Origin of the sequence: Rhizobium sp. BK316 (assembly GCF_014193695.1) — a bacterium.
Taxonomy (GTDB): domain Bacteria; phylum Pseudomonadota; class Alphaproteobacteria; order Rhizobiales; family Rhizobiaceae; genus Rhizobium.
The window spans coordinates 76,324-91,113 of the sequence record NZ_JACHZR010000006.1 but is presented as its reverse complement, the minus strand read 5'-3'; the positions used below and the strand labels follow the sequence as shown (position 1 = coordinate 91,113).

Below are 14,790 nucleotides of genomic sequence, written 5' to 3'. Positions count from 1 at the left end.
CGCCAAACCGCTGCGCACTTTTGCTGGAATTGCTTCAGCGCCGCCCGCGCGGCGGCCTCGTTCCGATCTTCTTGCGGGCGCGGCTTGCATCGCGCCGTCCCGCCTTGTGGAAGGAACGCACTGCCGTCGGCATCTTGCGTCCTTCGCTCAGCATTTCAAAACGCAAGGCACCCGCAAGCGGGATGGCCTCTGCCAATCGCACGGTCACATTATCGCCAAGACGATAGCCGAGCCCGGTTTTTTCACCGCTCAGAGCCTGATGCGCCTCGTCATAGATGAAGTAGTCGGTGCCGAGCGTAGATATAGGGATGAAACCATCAGCGCCATAGTCCGGCAACAGGATAAACAGGCCTGATTTGGTAACGCCCGAAACGCGTCCTTCGAACTCCTGGCCGATGCGGCCGGCAAGATGATGAGCGATCAAGCGATCGACCGTCTCGCGCTCGGCGGCCATGGCCCGGCGCTCGAAGGTGGAGATCTCGGCCGCGATATCGTCGAGAGTTGCCTCCTCTTCCGGCGTGATGCCGCCTTCGCCGAAGCCGAGCGAGCCGACGAGCGCACGATGCACGATAAGATCGGCATAGCGGCGGATCGGAGAGGTGAAGTGCGCATACTTCATCAGGTTCAGGCCGAAGTGACCGATATTGTCGGGGCTATAGATTGCCTGGCTCTGCGAGCGCAGAACCATTTCGTTGACCATGGTCTGGTGGGCGGTGCCGTCCGCCTTGGCGAGAATGCCGTTGAAGCTGTTGGCACGCACGTTGCCGCCCTTGGCAAGCGAGATGCCGAGGGTGGCGAGAAACTCGCGCAGCACTTCCTGCTTGGCGAGCGTCGGCGCATCGTGGATGCGATAGATCAGCAGTTGGCGCTTTTTCTCCAGCGTTTCGGCAGCGGAGACATTCGCCTGGATCATCATTTCCTCGATCAGCTTGTGCGCGTCGAGGCGTGGCGGCACGAAGACCCGGTCGACGGTGCCGTCGGGCTTCAGCAGGATCTTGCGCTCGGGCATATCGAGTTCGAGCGGCTGTCGCCGCTCACGGCCACGCTTCATCGTTTCGTAAGCGTGCCAAAGCGGTTTCAGGATGGGCTCCAGCATCGGGCCGGTCTTGTCGTCGGGCTTGCCGTCGATTGCTGCCTGTGCCTGCTGGTAGGAGAGCTTGGCAGCACTCTTCATCATGATGCGGTGGAAGGTGTGGCCGATCTTGCGGCCTTCCTTCGAGAAGACCATGCGCACGGCAAGGGCAGGGCGGTCGACCCCCTCCTTCAGCGAGCAGAGATCGTTGGAGATGCGCTCCGGCAGCATCGGCACGACGCGATCGGGGAAATAGACCGAGTTGCCCCGCTTTAACGCCTCCCGGTCAAGCGGCGAATTCGGCCGCACATACCAGGAGACATCGGCAATCGCGACAGTGACGATGACACCGCCCGCATTGTCTTCCGATGGATCTTCCTCGGCGTAGACGGCGTCGTCATGGTCCTTGGCATCGGCGGGGTCGATGGTGATCAGCGGCATGTCACGCCAGTCTTCCCGATGCGACATCGTGGCAGGCTTGGCGTCATCCGCCTCCGCGACGGCGGCTGGCGGGAAGACATGCGGAATGCCGTGCGCGTGGATTGCGATCATCGAGATCGCCTTTTCCGAACCGACGGAGCCGATGACCGAAAGCACCTTGGCACGAGCCAGGCCGAAACGGCCGAGACGCGCAATCTCTACCTCGACCAGGTCGCCGTCCTTGGCATCGCCCTTGTAGTCGGGATCAATCACCATTTCCTCGCCGCGCCGGTCGATCGGCAGCAGGCGTCCGGCACCTCCGGGCGCGTCCTTGAAGACGCCCATGGTCGCGCCGCGCCGCTTGTCGATCACCTTGATGATGCGCGCCGTATAGGCCGGTCCGCCGCGGTCGACGGCCGGGAATATCTTGGCGAGGATACGGTCGCCGAGGCCGGCAACGGGCGACTTACCCTTGCCCTGGCGGCCTGCCGGAGATTGCTGGCGGATGGCGACGGCAGGCGCCACGCCCTGATCTTCCGGCCATTCGGCCGGCCGGCCGATCAGATCCCCGTCCTTGTCGCGGGTGGTGATGTCGAGCACGGTGACGGGCGGCAGCGCGCCTGGCCGGATCAGCGACTTGCGGGTCTTCTGCAGCATGCCTTCCTGCTCCAGCTCCTGCAGCAGATGCTTGAGCTCGACACGGCTTTCACCCTTCAACCCGAAGGCCTTTGCGAGTTCGCGCTTGGAGGCTTTCTGCGGATGCTCGGCAATGAAGCGCAGGATGACCTCGCGCGGCGGCAGGACGCCGTGCGCGATATTCAATGGTTCGGGCGCGGCTTCTCTACTCGCGCGTCCGAACTTTCCCGGGCGCTTGCCCATGGCTCTCGTAGTCTCGCGCGGTTCTCTGGCCACTCTCAGCTCTTTTTTGTTTTCGCCGCTGCTTTTGCCTTGGCTGCCTTCGGCTTTGCGGCGGTCTTCGTCGTCTTGGCTTCGGCTGCTGCAGCCTTCGGCTTCGCAGCTGTCTTAGCCTTGGTCTTGGCAGCGGGCGCCTTGCCGGCCTTTTCCGCAATCAGCGCCAACGCTTCCTCGACGGTGATGGCCTGCGGATCCTTGCCCTTGGGGAGCGTCGCATTGACCTTGCCCCAGTTGACATAGGGACCATAGCGGCCGTCGCGAACGGTGATCGCACCACCGTCAGGATGATCGCCCAGTTCCTTCAACGCGGCCGGCGTTCCGCGGCTGCCGCCGGGCGCCTTGGCCTGCTTTTCGGCAATCAGCGTCACGGCGCGGTTGAGGCCGACCGAGAAGACGTCCTCGATGCTCTCCAGATTGGCATAGGTGCCATCATGCAGCAGGAACGGCCCATAGCGGCCGAGCCCGGAAGAGATCATCTTGCCGGATTCCGGATGTTTGCCGATGTCGCGCGGCAGCGAGATCAGTGCCATCGCCTTTTCGTAGTCGATATCTTCGGGCTTCCAGCCCTTGGGAAGGGACGAGCGCTTGGCCTCCTTGCCGTCGCCGCGCTGGATATAGGGTCCGAAACGGCCGAACCTTAGTGTCAGTTCCTCGCCGGTGGTCGGATCGGTGCCGAGGTTCTTCGGCTCGTTCAGCGCGACGCCTTCAGCCTCACCGCCGTTTTCGGAAGAAAGCTGGCGGGTATAGTTGCATTCCGGATAGTTCGAGCAGCCGACGAAGGCGCCATACTTACCGAGTTTCAGGGACAGGTTGCCGGTGCCGCAGACCTGGCAGATGCGCGGGTCGCTGCCGTCCTCACGCTTGGGGAAGACCAGCGGCGCCAGCGCTTCGTTGAGCGAGTCCAGAACGTTGGTGACGCGCAGTTCCTTGGTGTCTTCGATCTGCGAGAAGAAGTCTTTCCAGAAGTCGCGAAGAACCTGCTTCCAGTTCAGTTCGCCAGCCGAGATCCGGTCGAGCTTTTCTTCGAGATCGGCCGTGAAATCATACTCGACGTACTTCGTGAAGAAGCTTTCGAGGAAGGCGGTGACGAGGCGACCCTTTGCCTGCGGGATCAGCTTGCGTTTGTCGATCGTCACATAATCGCGGTCGCGCAAAGTGGCGAGCGTCGCGGCATAGGTGGACGGACGGCCGATGCCGAGCTCTTCCATCTTCTTGATGAGCGAGGCTTCCGAATAGCGCGGCGGCGGTTCGGTGAAATGCTGCGTGGAGTTGATCTTCTGCTTGGCGAGGTTTTCGCGCGCATTGATCTCCGGCAGGCGGCCATCCTCGTCATCGGCATCGTCACCCTGCTCGCCATCTTCCTTCTGGTCGGTATAGGCGGCGATGAAACCGTCGAAACGGATGACGGAGCCGACGGCGCGCAGCCCGGCCTTCTGGCCGTTCTTGTCGGCGAGGATTTCGGCCGTGGTGCGCTCGATTTCGGCGGATGCCATCTGGCTGGCAATGCCGCGCTTCCAGATCAGGTCGTAAAGGCGGATCTGGTCGGCATCGAGGAACTTGCGGACGCGGTCGGGCGAACGATTGAAATCGGTCGGGCGAATTGCTTCGTGTGCTTCCTGGGCGTTCTTCGCCTTGGTGGAGTAAAGGCGCGCCTTCTCTGGCAGATAACGGTCGCCGAACTGTTCGCCGATGGCGCTCCGCGCCGCATCGATCGCTTCGGGGGCCATCTGCACGCCGTCCGTACGCATATAGGTGATGAGACCGACGGTCTCGCCGCCGATGTCGACGCCCTCATAAAGCTTCTGCGCAATCTGCATGGTGCGCGAGGCCGAGAAGCCGAGCTTGGAGGACGCCGCTTGCTGGAGCGTCGAGGTCGTGAAGGGCGGTGCCGGATTGCGCTTGACGGGCTTTGCCTCGACGCTTTCGACGACGTAGCTTGCACCGTCCAGCAGCGCCTTCAGTTTGCCGGCTTCCTCGCCATTGGTAATCGAGCGCGGCTGCAACCGCTTTCCGTCGGCAGAAACCAGCCTTGCCTCGAACTCGTCGCCGCGCGGCGTCTTCAGGAGCGCCGACAGGTTCCAGTATTCCTCGGATATGAAACGTTCGATTTCGGATTCACGGTCGCAAACCAGGCGCAGCGCAACCGATTGCACGCGGCCTGCCGAACGCGCGCCGGGCAGCTTGCGCCAGAGAACGGGCGAGAGATTGAAGCCGACGAGATAATCGAGCGCGCGGCGTGCCAGATAGGCATCGACCAGAGGGACGTCGATATCGCGCGGATCGGCCATCGCATCGAGCACGGCCTTCTTGGTGATGGCATTGAAGACGACGCGCTTGACCGGCTTGCCGTTGATGACACGCTTCTTGTTCAGAAGATCGAGAACATGCCAGGAGATCGCTTCGCCTTCGCGATCGGGGTCGGTCGCCAGGAACAAGGCATCGGAGGATTTCACCGCGTCGGCAATATCCTTCATGCGCTTGGACGAGGCGCCATCCACCTCCCAGAGCATCTCGAAATCCTGATCCGGAAGAACTGATCCATCCTTGGCAGGCAGATCGCGTACATGGCCGAAAGAGGCGAGCACCTTGTATCCTGGACCCAGATACTTGTTGATCGTCTTGGCCTTGGCAGGCGATTCCACCACTACAACATTCATGATGATTCTCTAAAAAAGATGCCGATCCGGCGAACAAGCAGGCGGAACACGCACTGCAACATGAATACCGGCCCTCCGACATGGACAGGGAATTCGCTCCGGTCAAGAGGTTTGCTCTAATTTTACCTCTTTCCGATGCGTCGCAACCATTGCGAGATTGAAAGTCTGTTGCAATTCAGGATAATTGCTCTATCGTTTTTTGCGCGTGGTTCGGGCTCCTTGTAAAGCAGCCTTTTCTGATTTCACAGAGACAATTATGGCGCCCAAGGTTGCAGAAAAAGACATCGATCGCTTGGCATCGCTTGAGAATATTACTTTCATCCGGCAGATGCTCGGTGAATTGCACCAGGTGGCAGAACGCGAAAAGGCGGAGATGCTCTGCTATCTCATCGAGATGGCTTATGTCGAGGCTGGAGACCTGCAGTCACGCATGCATGACGGCTCAGTCGGTCATGGAAATTGAAACCAATCCGCCGGCATGGCGGTGAAGCCGCCCGGCCATATCCAGCTCGAGAAGAACGAGATAGACGGCGGAAGCCGAAAGACCGGTGTGACGGATGATGTCGTCGACCTCCACCGGCGTCGGACCGAGCGCATCGCTGACGAGCGTGCGATCCGTTTCGTCGGGCGGAAGCGACATCCTGCCGCCCTCGCGCTTCGGTTCTTCGGCTGATGGCATCGAGAAGAGATCGGGCTGGGAGAGCGGCGCCAGCGCCTCCACGACATCCTCGGGCGAAGTGACGATCATCGCTCCCTCTTTGAGAAGGCCGTTCGTGCCGTGGCAGCGTGGATCGAGCGGCGAACCTGGCACGGCAAAGACCAGCCGCCCGAATTCGCCGGCCATCCGCGCCGTGATAAGCGAACCGGAGCGAACCGCTGCTTCCACGATCGCGACGCCGAGCGAGATGCCGGCAATCAGCCGGTTGCGGCGGGGAAAATCACGCGCACGCGGCTCCCAGCCGAAAGGCATCTCGCTGACGGCAAGCCCGTTGCCATTCCATATATCCTCGAGCAGCCCGATATTTTCAGGCGGGTAGGGTTGATCGAGCCCTCCGGCCATTGCGGCAATGGTGCCGGTATCGAGGCTCGCCCGATGGGCGGCCGTATCGATGCCGCGGGCAAGGCCGGAGACGACCATATAGCCAGCCCGGCCACAGTCTCGAGCAATCATCGCCGCGAACTTCGCGCCGCTGATCGAAGCATTGCGCGAACCGACGATACCGACCGCCGGCCTGTTCAGCACGGAAAGATCGCCTTTGACCGCGAGCAGCGGCGGCGCGCCGTCGATCTGGCGTAGCGCCTGCGGATAATCGGGCTCGCCGATGCCGACGAAACAGCGCCGAAACGCTGGGCCGCCTCGAGTTCGCGATGCGCTTCAGCCTCGGTGGCGATGCGGATCGAACGGGTCGCACCGCCGCGCGCCGAAAGCTCCGGCAGCATGGCAAGTGCCGCTTCCGCCGAGCCGAAATGATTGATGAGATCGCGAAAGGTTGCAGGGCCGACATTGTCGGAACGGATCAGCCTCAGCCAGGCGATCCTCTGCCTCTCCGTCAGCGCAATTCCCTTTGGCCTTGCGCTGAGCGCGTCCATTATCCCTTAGCCCCGATCTTGCTTTCCGTGCCATTCATCAGGCGGGAAATATTGGCCTTGTGCTTCCAGTAGGAGATGACGGTCATGATCGCCATGATCGCCGCAACCTTTTCGTCGCCCAATATCCATAATGCAACCGGAATGACAAGCATCGCAATCAGCGCGGAGAGCGAGGAGTAGCGGGTGATAAAGGCGGTCCCCAGCCAGACGGCTGCAAAGAGGAGGACCATTGATGGCGCAACGCCAAGAAGCGTACCGATATAGGTGGCGACACCCTTGCCGCCCTTGAAGCCGATCCAGACCGGAAAAAGGTGGCCGATGAAGGCGAAGAAACCGGCGATGATGCCCGCTTCCTCACCCGCGAAATGGGCCATGATCCAGGCGGCTGCGGCCGCCTTCAGCGCATCGAGCAGCAGCGTTGCTGCCGCAAGCTTCTTGTTGCCGGTGCGCAGAACATTCGTCGCGCCGATATTGCCGGAGCCGATGCTGCGAACATCGCCAAGGCCGGCAGCGCGTGTGAGGATGAGGCCGAACGGAATGGAGCCGAGCAGGTAGCCGACGACAACAGCCGCAAGCGCCAGAGGCAGCGTAATCTGCCAGGTGACAAGATCAGATATCATTTTGTTCCCCAATCCTTTGCCGAGAGGCTGCCCGCAAGGGCTGGGCAGCTCTCAGCCCTGCAATGCGTGAACCAGCTTGCCGCCGACATAGGTCGCGACGGCTCGCCCGCTGAAGCGTGCATCCTCGAACGGCGTGTTCTTCGAGCGGGAGAGAAGCATGTCCTTGGCGACAAGCCAAGGTTCTTCGAGATCGATCAATGCAATATCAGCTTTCGCACCAGGTTTCAGCGTACCGGCATTAAGACCGAAGATCTGCGCCGGTCGCGTCGACATCGCATCGATCAGCCGCATCAGGCTGACCTGCTCGCTGTGATAAAGCCGCAAAGCTGCCGCGAGCATGGTTTCGAGCCCGACCGCACCGTCCTCGGCTTCGCCGAAGGGCAGGCGCTTGGTATCGACATCCTGCGGATCGTGCGAGGAGACGATAATATCGATTACGCCCCTGGCCAGCGCATCCACCATCGCCACACGGTCGTCTTCGGAACGCAGCGGCGGATAGAGCTTGAAGAAGGTCCGGTATTCGCCGATGTCGTTCTCGTTCAGCGCCAGATTGTTGATCGACACGCCGCAGGTGACTTTCGCGCCGCGCAAGCGGGCAAGCTCGATCGCGTCGACCGATTCCGGTACGGAGATCATCGCCGCGTGATAGTTGCCGCGCGTCAGCTGCGCGATGCGCAGGTCGCGTTCCAGCGGGATCAGCTCCGCTTCCTTCGGAATGCCGGAAAGGCCAAGCCAGCTTGCGAGCAGCCCTTCATGCATGACGCCATTGGCACCGAGATACTTGTCGCGCGTAGCGCAGGAGATGACGGCGCTGAATTCGCGTGCATAGGTCATCACCCGGCGCAGCACCTGCGTGTCGGAGATGCTGGTATGCGCGTCGGTGAAGGCGACGGCGCCAGCCTCCATCAAGAGACCGATCTCCGTCATCTCTTCGCCGGCAAGACCCTTGGTGATGGCCGCTGCCGGATAGACGTTGACGACGGCCGTATCCCGAGCCGTCTTCTTGACGAACTCGACGAGCGCGATGTCGTCGATGACGGGATGCGTGTCCGGCATCATGATGATCGAGGTCACACCGCCCGCCGCCGCAGCGCGGCTTGCCGAAGCGATGGTCTCGCGATGTTCGCCGCCTGGTTCGCCGATATGGACGCGGGCGTCGACAAGGCCGGGCACTGCGACGAGGCCGGTGCAGTCGCGCACCGTGGCGCCGCCGGGAGTGCCCTGGTTCTGCGCATCCTTGCCGGCCGCAACGATGAGGCCGTCTTTGACGATAACAGTGCCGATCTCATCGAGATTGCGGGAGGGGTCAACGATGCGGACGTTCTTAAGGACGAGATTGCTCATGCGCCCACTCCATCCGTGCGGGGACCCTGGTTCTGGGAAACGAGCAGCGTCTCCATGACGGCCATGCGCACCGCGACCCCCATTTCCACCTGTTCTGCAATTACGCTCTGCGGACCATCGGCGACCTCGGAAGCGATTTCCACGCCGCGGTTCATCGGCCCGGGATGCATGACGAGCGCATCCTCCTTCGCCGCCTTCAGCGTTTCCGCATCGAGGCCGTAGAAATGATAGTATTCGCGCACCGACGGCACAAAGGCGCCGGACATGCGCTCGCGCTGCAGCCGCAGCATCATGACGACGTCGGCGTCCTTCAGCCCTTCCTTCATCGAATGGAAGACCTCGACGCCCATCTCCGCGATGCCCGCCGGCAGCAGCGTCGCAGGGGCGACGACGCGCACCCTGGCTCCCATGGCGTTCAGAAGCAGGATGTTGGAGCGCGCCACGCGCGAATGTAAAACGTCGCCGCAGATTGCGACGATGATGCGCGACAGCCGCCCTTTGGCGCGGCGGATCGTCAGCGCGTCGAGCAGCGCCTGCGTCGGATGTTCGTGCTGGCCATCGCCGGCATTGACGACGGAGCAGGAGACCTTCTGGGCGAGAAGCGCTGCGGCACCGGCGCTGGAGTGGCGGATGATCAAGACGTCCGGCCGCATCGCGTTCAGCGTCATCGCCGTGTCGATCAGCGTCTCACCCTTCTTTACCGAGGAATTGCCGACCGACATGTTCATCACGTCGGCGCCAAGGCGTTTGCCGGCAAGTTCGAAGGAGGCTTGCGTCCGTGTCGATGCCTCGAAGAAGAGGTTGATCTGCGTCAGGCCCCGAAGGGTCGACGTCTTCTTCTCTCGCTGTCGACTGATCTTGACGGCTTCGTCGGCCTTGTCGAGAAGATAGGTAATATCCTGCTCGGTGAGGCCCTTGATGCCAATGAGGTGGCGGTGGGGGAAAAAGACCATGACCCTGCCTCTTATTGTCTTCGCGGGGTCTATAAAGAGTGCGGGGGGAAGGGGCAAGCATGTGCTATGCGCAAATCCCTACGTTCCCCATGCATTTTCCGCCGAATCCCGCTACTGCATGATTCCTTAAATCGGAATCGATTAAGGATTAAATTATGCAGCAATTTAAGGTGCTGCAGCGTCCTTTGCGCATCTGAAAAGACGCGCGGCGCTGTAGAGCAGAAATCTGCGAATCATGAACTTCCGGTTTCCTTTTGCCGGGCTCTTGAAATAGAAGCGAATAATGACCGCCGCAAACCGGACTGAAGACAAACTCGCCGAACTCAACCAGCCGAGCCTCTGGTCGGGAATCAATGCCTATCGATCCGATCCGCTGATCGTCGATCTGACCTCCACGCTGCCGCGCACCATCCGCGACGACCTTGAAAACATGGGCCGTTACGTGACCTCGCCTGAGGCCCAGGAACTGGCGCGCATGGCAAACCAGGGCACGCCGCAGCTTCGCACCCACGGTCCGCGCGGCGAGCGTCTGGATATCGTTGAATTCCATCCCGCCTGGCATGCGCTGATGCGCCGTTCCATGGCTTCGGGCCTGCATTCCTCCGTCTGGGACCCGCAGGCCGATACCGAGGCCAAGGACCAGTCCCACCACATTCGCGCGGCCCGCTTCTATCTGACGGCGCAGCTCGAATCCGGCCATCTCTGCCCGCTGACGATGACGAGCGCATCCGTTGCCGCTCTCTCGGCGTCACCGGCTGTTCAAAAGGACTGGGCGCCGAAGATCCTGTCGCGCAAATACGACTCGTCCAACCGGCCGGCCATGCAGAAATCGGCCGTGACGATCGGCATGGGCATGACGGAAAAACAGGGTGGCACGGATGTGCGCGCCAACAAGACCGCTGCCGAAAAAATCAGCGAGGGCATTTACCGGCTCTCCGGCCACAAGTGGTTCATGTCCGCGCCGATGAGTGACGCCTTCATCATGCTGGCGCAGACCAAGGAGGGCATGGGCTGCTTCCTGGTGCCGCGCCTGCTGGAGGACGGTTCAGCCAACGGCCTGCAATTTCAGCGCCTGAAGGACAAGATCGGCAACCGCTCCAACGCCTCATCCGAAGTGGAGTTCACCGATACGTTCGGCTTCCTGCTCGGTGGCCCCGATGCCGGCATCCGCACCATTCTCGATATGGTGACGCTGACACGGCTCGACTGCGCCTTGGCCTCTTCCGGCATCATGCGCGCCTCGCTGGCTGAAGCTGTGCATCATACACGCGGTCGCAGCGTCTTCGGCAAGATGCTGGTCAACCAGCCGATCATGACGCGTGTGCTCGCCGATATGGCGCTCGACGTGGCCGCGGCCACGGCCCTCTCTTTCCGTCTGGCCGATGCCTTCGACAAGGCGCGCGGCAATGCCGAAGACGCGGCCTATGCCCGCGTCATGACGCCGGTCGCCAAATACTGGTGCTGCAAGATCGCCCCGTCGCTGATCTATGAGGCGATGGAATGCATCGGCGGCAGCGGCTATATCGAAGAGCGCCCGATCGCCCGCCATTATCGCGAGGCCCCGGTCAATGCGATCTGGGAAGGTTCGGGCAATGTCATGGCGCTGGACGTGCTGCGTGTGCTGAATCGTGGAAAGGATCTCTTCGAGACGGTTTTCGCAGGTTTTGCGCGCGATCTCGGCCCGGCCGGCAAGAAGACGATCGACGTGCTGCGCGCGGCGATCGCGCTCTGCGAACAGGACGAGGGCGCGGCCCGCCTGCTCGTCGAGCAATTGGCGCTTGCCGCCGGTGCCGCCGAACTCTACCGTCTCGGGGCAGGGCGCATTGCCGATGCCTTCATCGAGACCCGTCTTGCCGGCGGCTGGCGCTCGACCTACGGCATGCTCGATTCGCGCTTCGACGCGAGCTATATCGTCGATCTGCTTTACCCGCCTGCTGCGTAGCGCAGCCGTTCGCTATGCGTAAGGTGCGATCTCGGTGAGATCTACGCCATTTCGCTTGCGATGCGTGACGGCGGGCAAGAGCGAGCCATCTGGGTGTCGCAGGCCCGAAAGTGCAGCATGTGCTGCATTTATCCCGGCATCAACGCCGGCAATCAGGGCGGTCTGCGCTTCTGATCTTCGCGGGCTTCGTGCGCCTGCTCCCGCCGCTCGTCTCGCTCTCGGAAACCACCGTCTGGTTTGGCCGTACGCTCGAGGCTGAGCTTCGTCCAACCGACGGCGGGCTGAACGCTCTCATTCAATTGCATAAAAAATCCGGCCGCGTCACCGCAGCCGGATCATGTCACTTATTCCCGAAAATAAGCGTTCAGAAGAAGCCGCGGCGCTGCCACCAGCCTGCCTTCTTCGGCTTGCCTTCGCCTTCAGCCTCCGCGCTGTCGGTGCGGTTCGAGGTGACCGTCGGTTCGGAAGACGAGATGTTGGAGCCGCGGTTGGCACGAACAGGCTTTGCCTCGTCCTGCGCCGGCGCGGCGAGATCCGCAGAGGCTTCCGCTGCTTCCGGCTCGGCTTCAGCAACAGGCGTTTCGGCGACGGGGGCTTCAATGACGGGCTCTTCGACCGGCGAGGGGGCGGCCGCCTTACGGCGACCACGGCCGCGTGCCGGCTTGACCACCTCGGCAACGCTTTCGCTGCCTTCGATGGCAGCCGCCGCGGACTGGCCTTCATTGGTTTCGGCTGCGACGACTTCGACCGCCTCCACCTCGGTCGCAGACGTCTCTTCAGCTGCGCTGTCATCGTCTTCGTCCGCGCTACCGTCTTCCGAAACTGCGCCCTCAGCGCCTTCCTCACCACGGTTACGGCGGCCGCCACGCTTGCCGCGACGGCGGCGCTTGCGGCGCTGGGAGTCATCACCTTCGGCGCGGGCCTCTGCGGCACCTTCGGCGACATCGCTGTCGCCCTCGCTGCCGCCGTCCTCGCCCTCTTCGCTATCGTCAGCCTCGTCGGAGACGGCATCGGCAGCAACCTGCTGCTCGGTGCTGCCGTTGCGGCCACGGCGGCGGCGGCGGCGCTTGCGTTTACGTCCACCTTCGCCTTCGCTCTCTGCACGGGCGGCGGGGCGCTCGGCAGCAGCGGGCTTTTCTTCCAGCTCTTCGTCTTCTTCCTCGTCATGCTCGATGACGACATCGTCATCATCGTCATCGGGAATGGCTGCGAAGTTGAAGAGGCTTTCGATCTTGACGGGGTTTTCGACCGGCTCACCGCGATCGATCGCGAAGTGCTGCGCACCGACCGAGCCATCCGCATCGATGATGATCGCCACACCGAAGCGGTTTTCATAATCGACGATCGTCTGGCGCTTGTGGTTGAGCAGGTAGAGCGCGATGTCAGGCGTCGTGCGCACGGTGATATTGTGCGTCGTGTTCTTCAAGAGATATTCCTCGACGCCGCGCAGAACATGCAGGGCAACGGAGGACTGCGAACGGACGTGGCCGGTGCCGCCGCAATGCGAGCAGACCTGCGTCGTCGATTCGAGAACGGAAGCGCGGATGCGCTGGCGCGACATTTCCAGAAGTCCGAAATGCGAGATGCGGCCGACCTGGATGCGGGCGCGGTCGTTCTTCAGGCATTCCTTCAGCTTCTTCTCGACAGCGCGGTTGTTGCGCTTCTCTTCCATGTCGATGAAGTCGATGACGATGAGGCCAGCAAGGTCGCGCAGGCGAAGCTGACGGGCGACTTCGTCCGCTGCTTCGAGATTCGTCTGGAGAGCCGTGTCCTCGATCGAGTGCTCACGGGTCGAGCGACCGGAGTTGACGTCGATCGAAACCAGCGCTTCGGTCTGGTTCATGATCAGGTAACCGCCGGACTTCAGCGTCACTTGCGGCTGCAGCATGCGGTCGAGCTGCGCCTCGATGCCGGAGCGCGAGAAGATCGGATGGATATCGCGGTAGGGCTGAACCACCTTGGCGTGGCTCGGCATCAGCATCTTCATGAAGTCTTTGGCTTCACGATAGCCTTCCTCACCCGCAACGATGATCTCGCCGATGTCCTTATTGTAAAGGTCACGGATCGAGCGCTTGATGAGCGAGCCTTCCTCATAGACGAGGCAGGGAGCGGTGGAAGCGAGCGTCAGCGTGCGGACGTTCTCCCACAAGCGCATCAGATATTCGAAGTCGCGCTTCACCTCGACCTTGGTGCGGTTCGCGCCGGCGGTACGCAGGATCACGCCCATGCCTTGCGGAACTTCCAGCATGCGGGCGATTTCTTTCAGCCGCTTGCGGTCCTGCGGGTTGGTGATCTTGCGGGAAATGCCACCGCCACGCGCCGTGTTCGGCATCAGAACCGAATAGCGGCCTGCAAGCGAGAGATAGGTTGTGAGAGCCGCGCCCTTGTTGCCGCGCTCTTCCTTGGCAACCTGCACCAGCAGGATCTGCCGGCGCTTGATGACTTCCTGGATACGGTACTGTTTGCGCGGCTTGCGCTGCACGCGGTCCGGAACCTCTTCCATCGCATCTTCGGCGCCGACCGATTCGATGACTTCCTCTTCGCCGTGGTCGTCATCGTCGTCATCATCGTCGTGACGACGCTTGGAAACGTCTACGTCCTCGGAAATAGAGTCCGTTTCGACCATAGCGGCCATCTCGCCACCAACGGAGCCTTCATCGTCGTTATCGGCAACGGATGCTTCCGGTGCTGCGGCCTCTTCGGCGACAGGTTCGGCTGCCTTCTTGCGGCTGCGGCGGGCGCGAGGCTTCTTGGCAGGCGCTTCTTCAGCGACGGGTGCTGCTTCTTCGGTCGCCACTGCTGCTATGTTTGTTTCCGCAGACTCTGCTTCGGGCTGTTCGACCGGAACGATGCCGATATCGGGCTGATCCTGCGTCGAGAGATCGACGACAGGAGCCGTCTCGACATGCTCGACATCCTCGTCGCGGCGGTGCTCCTCGGCTTCGGCGCGAAGCAGGGCTTGACGGTCGGCAAGCGGAATCTGGTAATAGTCGGGATGGATTTCGGCGAAGGCAAGGAAGCCGTGCCGGTTGCCGCCGTAATCTACGAAAGCGGCCTGCAGCGAGGGCTCGACCCTCGTTACTTTTGCAAGATAGATGTTGCCGCGAATCTGCTTCTTGTGCTGCGACTCAAAGTCAAATTCTTCTATGCGGTTCCCGCGAACGACAACGACGCGCGTCTCTTCCTCGTGAGACGCATCGATAAGCATTTTGTCTGCCATGTAAGCTGAGCTCCTCGGCGAGGCCGCGAGAGCGCATTCCCGACTGCTGTTGACACA

Annotated in this window: 8 protein-coding genes and 1 pseudogene; 2 read left to right on the top strand and 7 right to left on the bottom strand. The window is 61.8% G+C overall.

All coding sequences use genetic code 11. The annotated features are described in order from the left end of the window. Nucleotides 1-34 precede the first annotated feature (34 nt). Together rnr and topA are read right to left on the bottom strand one after the other, a co-directional pair. Complete coding sequence (rnr, locus tag FHT87_RS25755; RefSeq protein ID WP_183805641.1) at nt 35-2,404, bottom strand: ribonuclease R; 2,370 nt, start codon at nt 2,402-2,404, stop codon at nt 35-37. 2 nt (nt 2,405-2,406) lie between these two features. Then, nucleotides 2,407-5,064 (bottom strand): type I DNA topoisomerase, encoded by a 2,658-nt coding sequence (gene topA / locus FHT87_RS25750; protein ID WP_183805639.1) that lies wholly within the window; start codon nt 5,062-5,064, stop codon nt 2,407-2,409. 256 nt (nt 5,065-5,320) lie between these two features. Here topA and FHT87_RS25745 point away from each other — a divergent pair, with 256 nt between their 5' ends. Then, complete coding sequence (locus FHT87_RS25745) at nt 5,321-5,527, top strand: hypothetical protein (RefSeq protein WP_183730124.1); 207 nt, start codon at nt 5,321-5,323, stop codon at nt 5,525-5,527. On the opposite strand, the pseudogene dprA reads toward FHT87_RS25745, so the two are convergent. The 4 genes and pseudogenes from dprA to FHT87_RS25725 form a co-directional block, all read right to left on the bottom strand. Beyond that, nucleotides 5,507-6,654, bottom strand: a pseudogene (gene dprA, locus FHT87_RS25740) (DNA-processing protein DprA). The gene FHT87_RS25745 and the pseudogene dprA sit on opposite strands and share 21 nt — an antisense overlap. Next, entirely contained in the window at nt 6,654-7,274 is a 621-nt protein-coding gene (gene plsY / locus FHT87_RS25735; RefSeq protein WP_183805637.1) for a glycerol-3-phosphate 1-O-acyltransferase PlsY, read from the bottom strand. The pseudogene dprA and the gene plsY overlap by 1 nt, the downstream one beginning before the upstream one ends. Nucleotides 7,275-7,325: 51 nt before the next feature. Next, a complete protein-coding gene (locus FHT87_RS25730) occupies nt 7,326-8,618 on the bottom strand; it encodes a dihydroorotase (protein WP_183805635.1) in 1,293 nt (430 codons plus the stop codon). Continuing rightward, nucleotides 8,615-9,571, bottom strand: coding sequence for an aspartate carbamoyltransferase catalytic subunit (locus tag FHT87_RS25725; protein WP_007823958.1), 957 nt, complete (start codon nt 9,569-9,571; stop codon nt 8,615-8,617). Before FHT87_RS25725 ends, FHT87_RS25730 begins: the two co-directional genes overlap by 4 nt. 283 nt (nt 9,572-9,854) lie before the next feature. On the opposite strand from FHT87_RS25725, the gene FHT87_RS25720 reads away from it, so the two are divergent. Next, complete coding sequence (locus tag FHT87_RS25720; RefSeq protein ID WP_183730113.1) at nt 9,855-11,513, top strand: acyl-CoA dehydrogenase family protein; 1,659 nt, start codon at nt 9,855-9,857, stop codon at nt 11,511-11,513. Between the two features lie 364 nt (nt 11,514-11,877). Here the strand turns inward: FHT87_RS25720 and FHT87_RS25715 are convergent, their stop codons facing one another. Beyond that, nucleotides 11,878-14,733, bottom strand: a complete 2,856-nt coding sequence (locus tag FHT87_RS25715; protein ID WP_183805633.1) for a ribonuclease E/G — start codon at nt 14,731-14,733, stop codon at nt 11,878-11,880. Between the last annotated feature and the right edge of the window lie 57 nt (nt 14,734-14,790).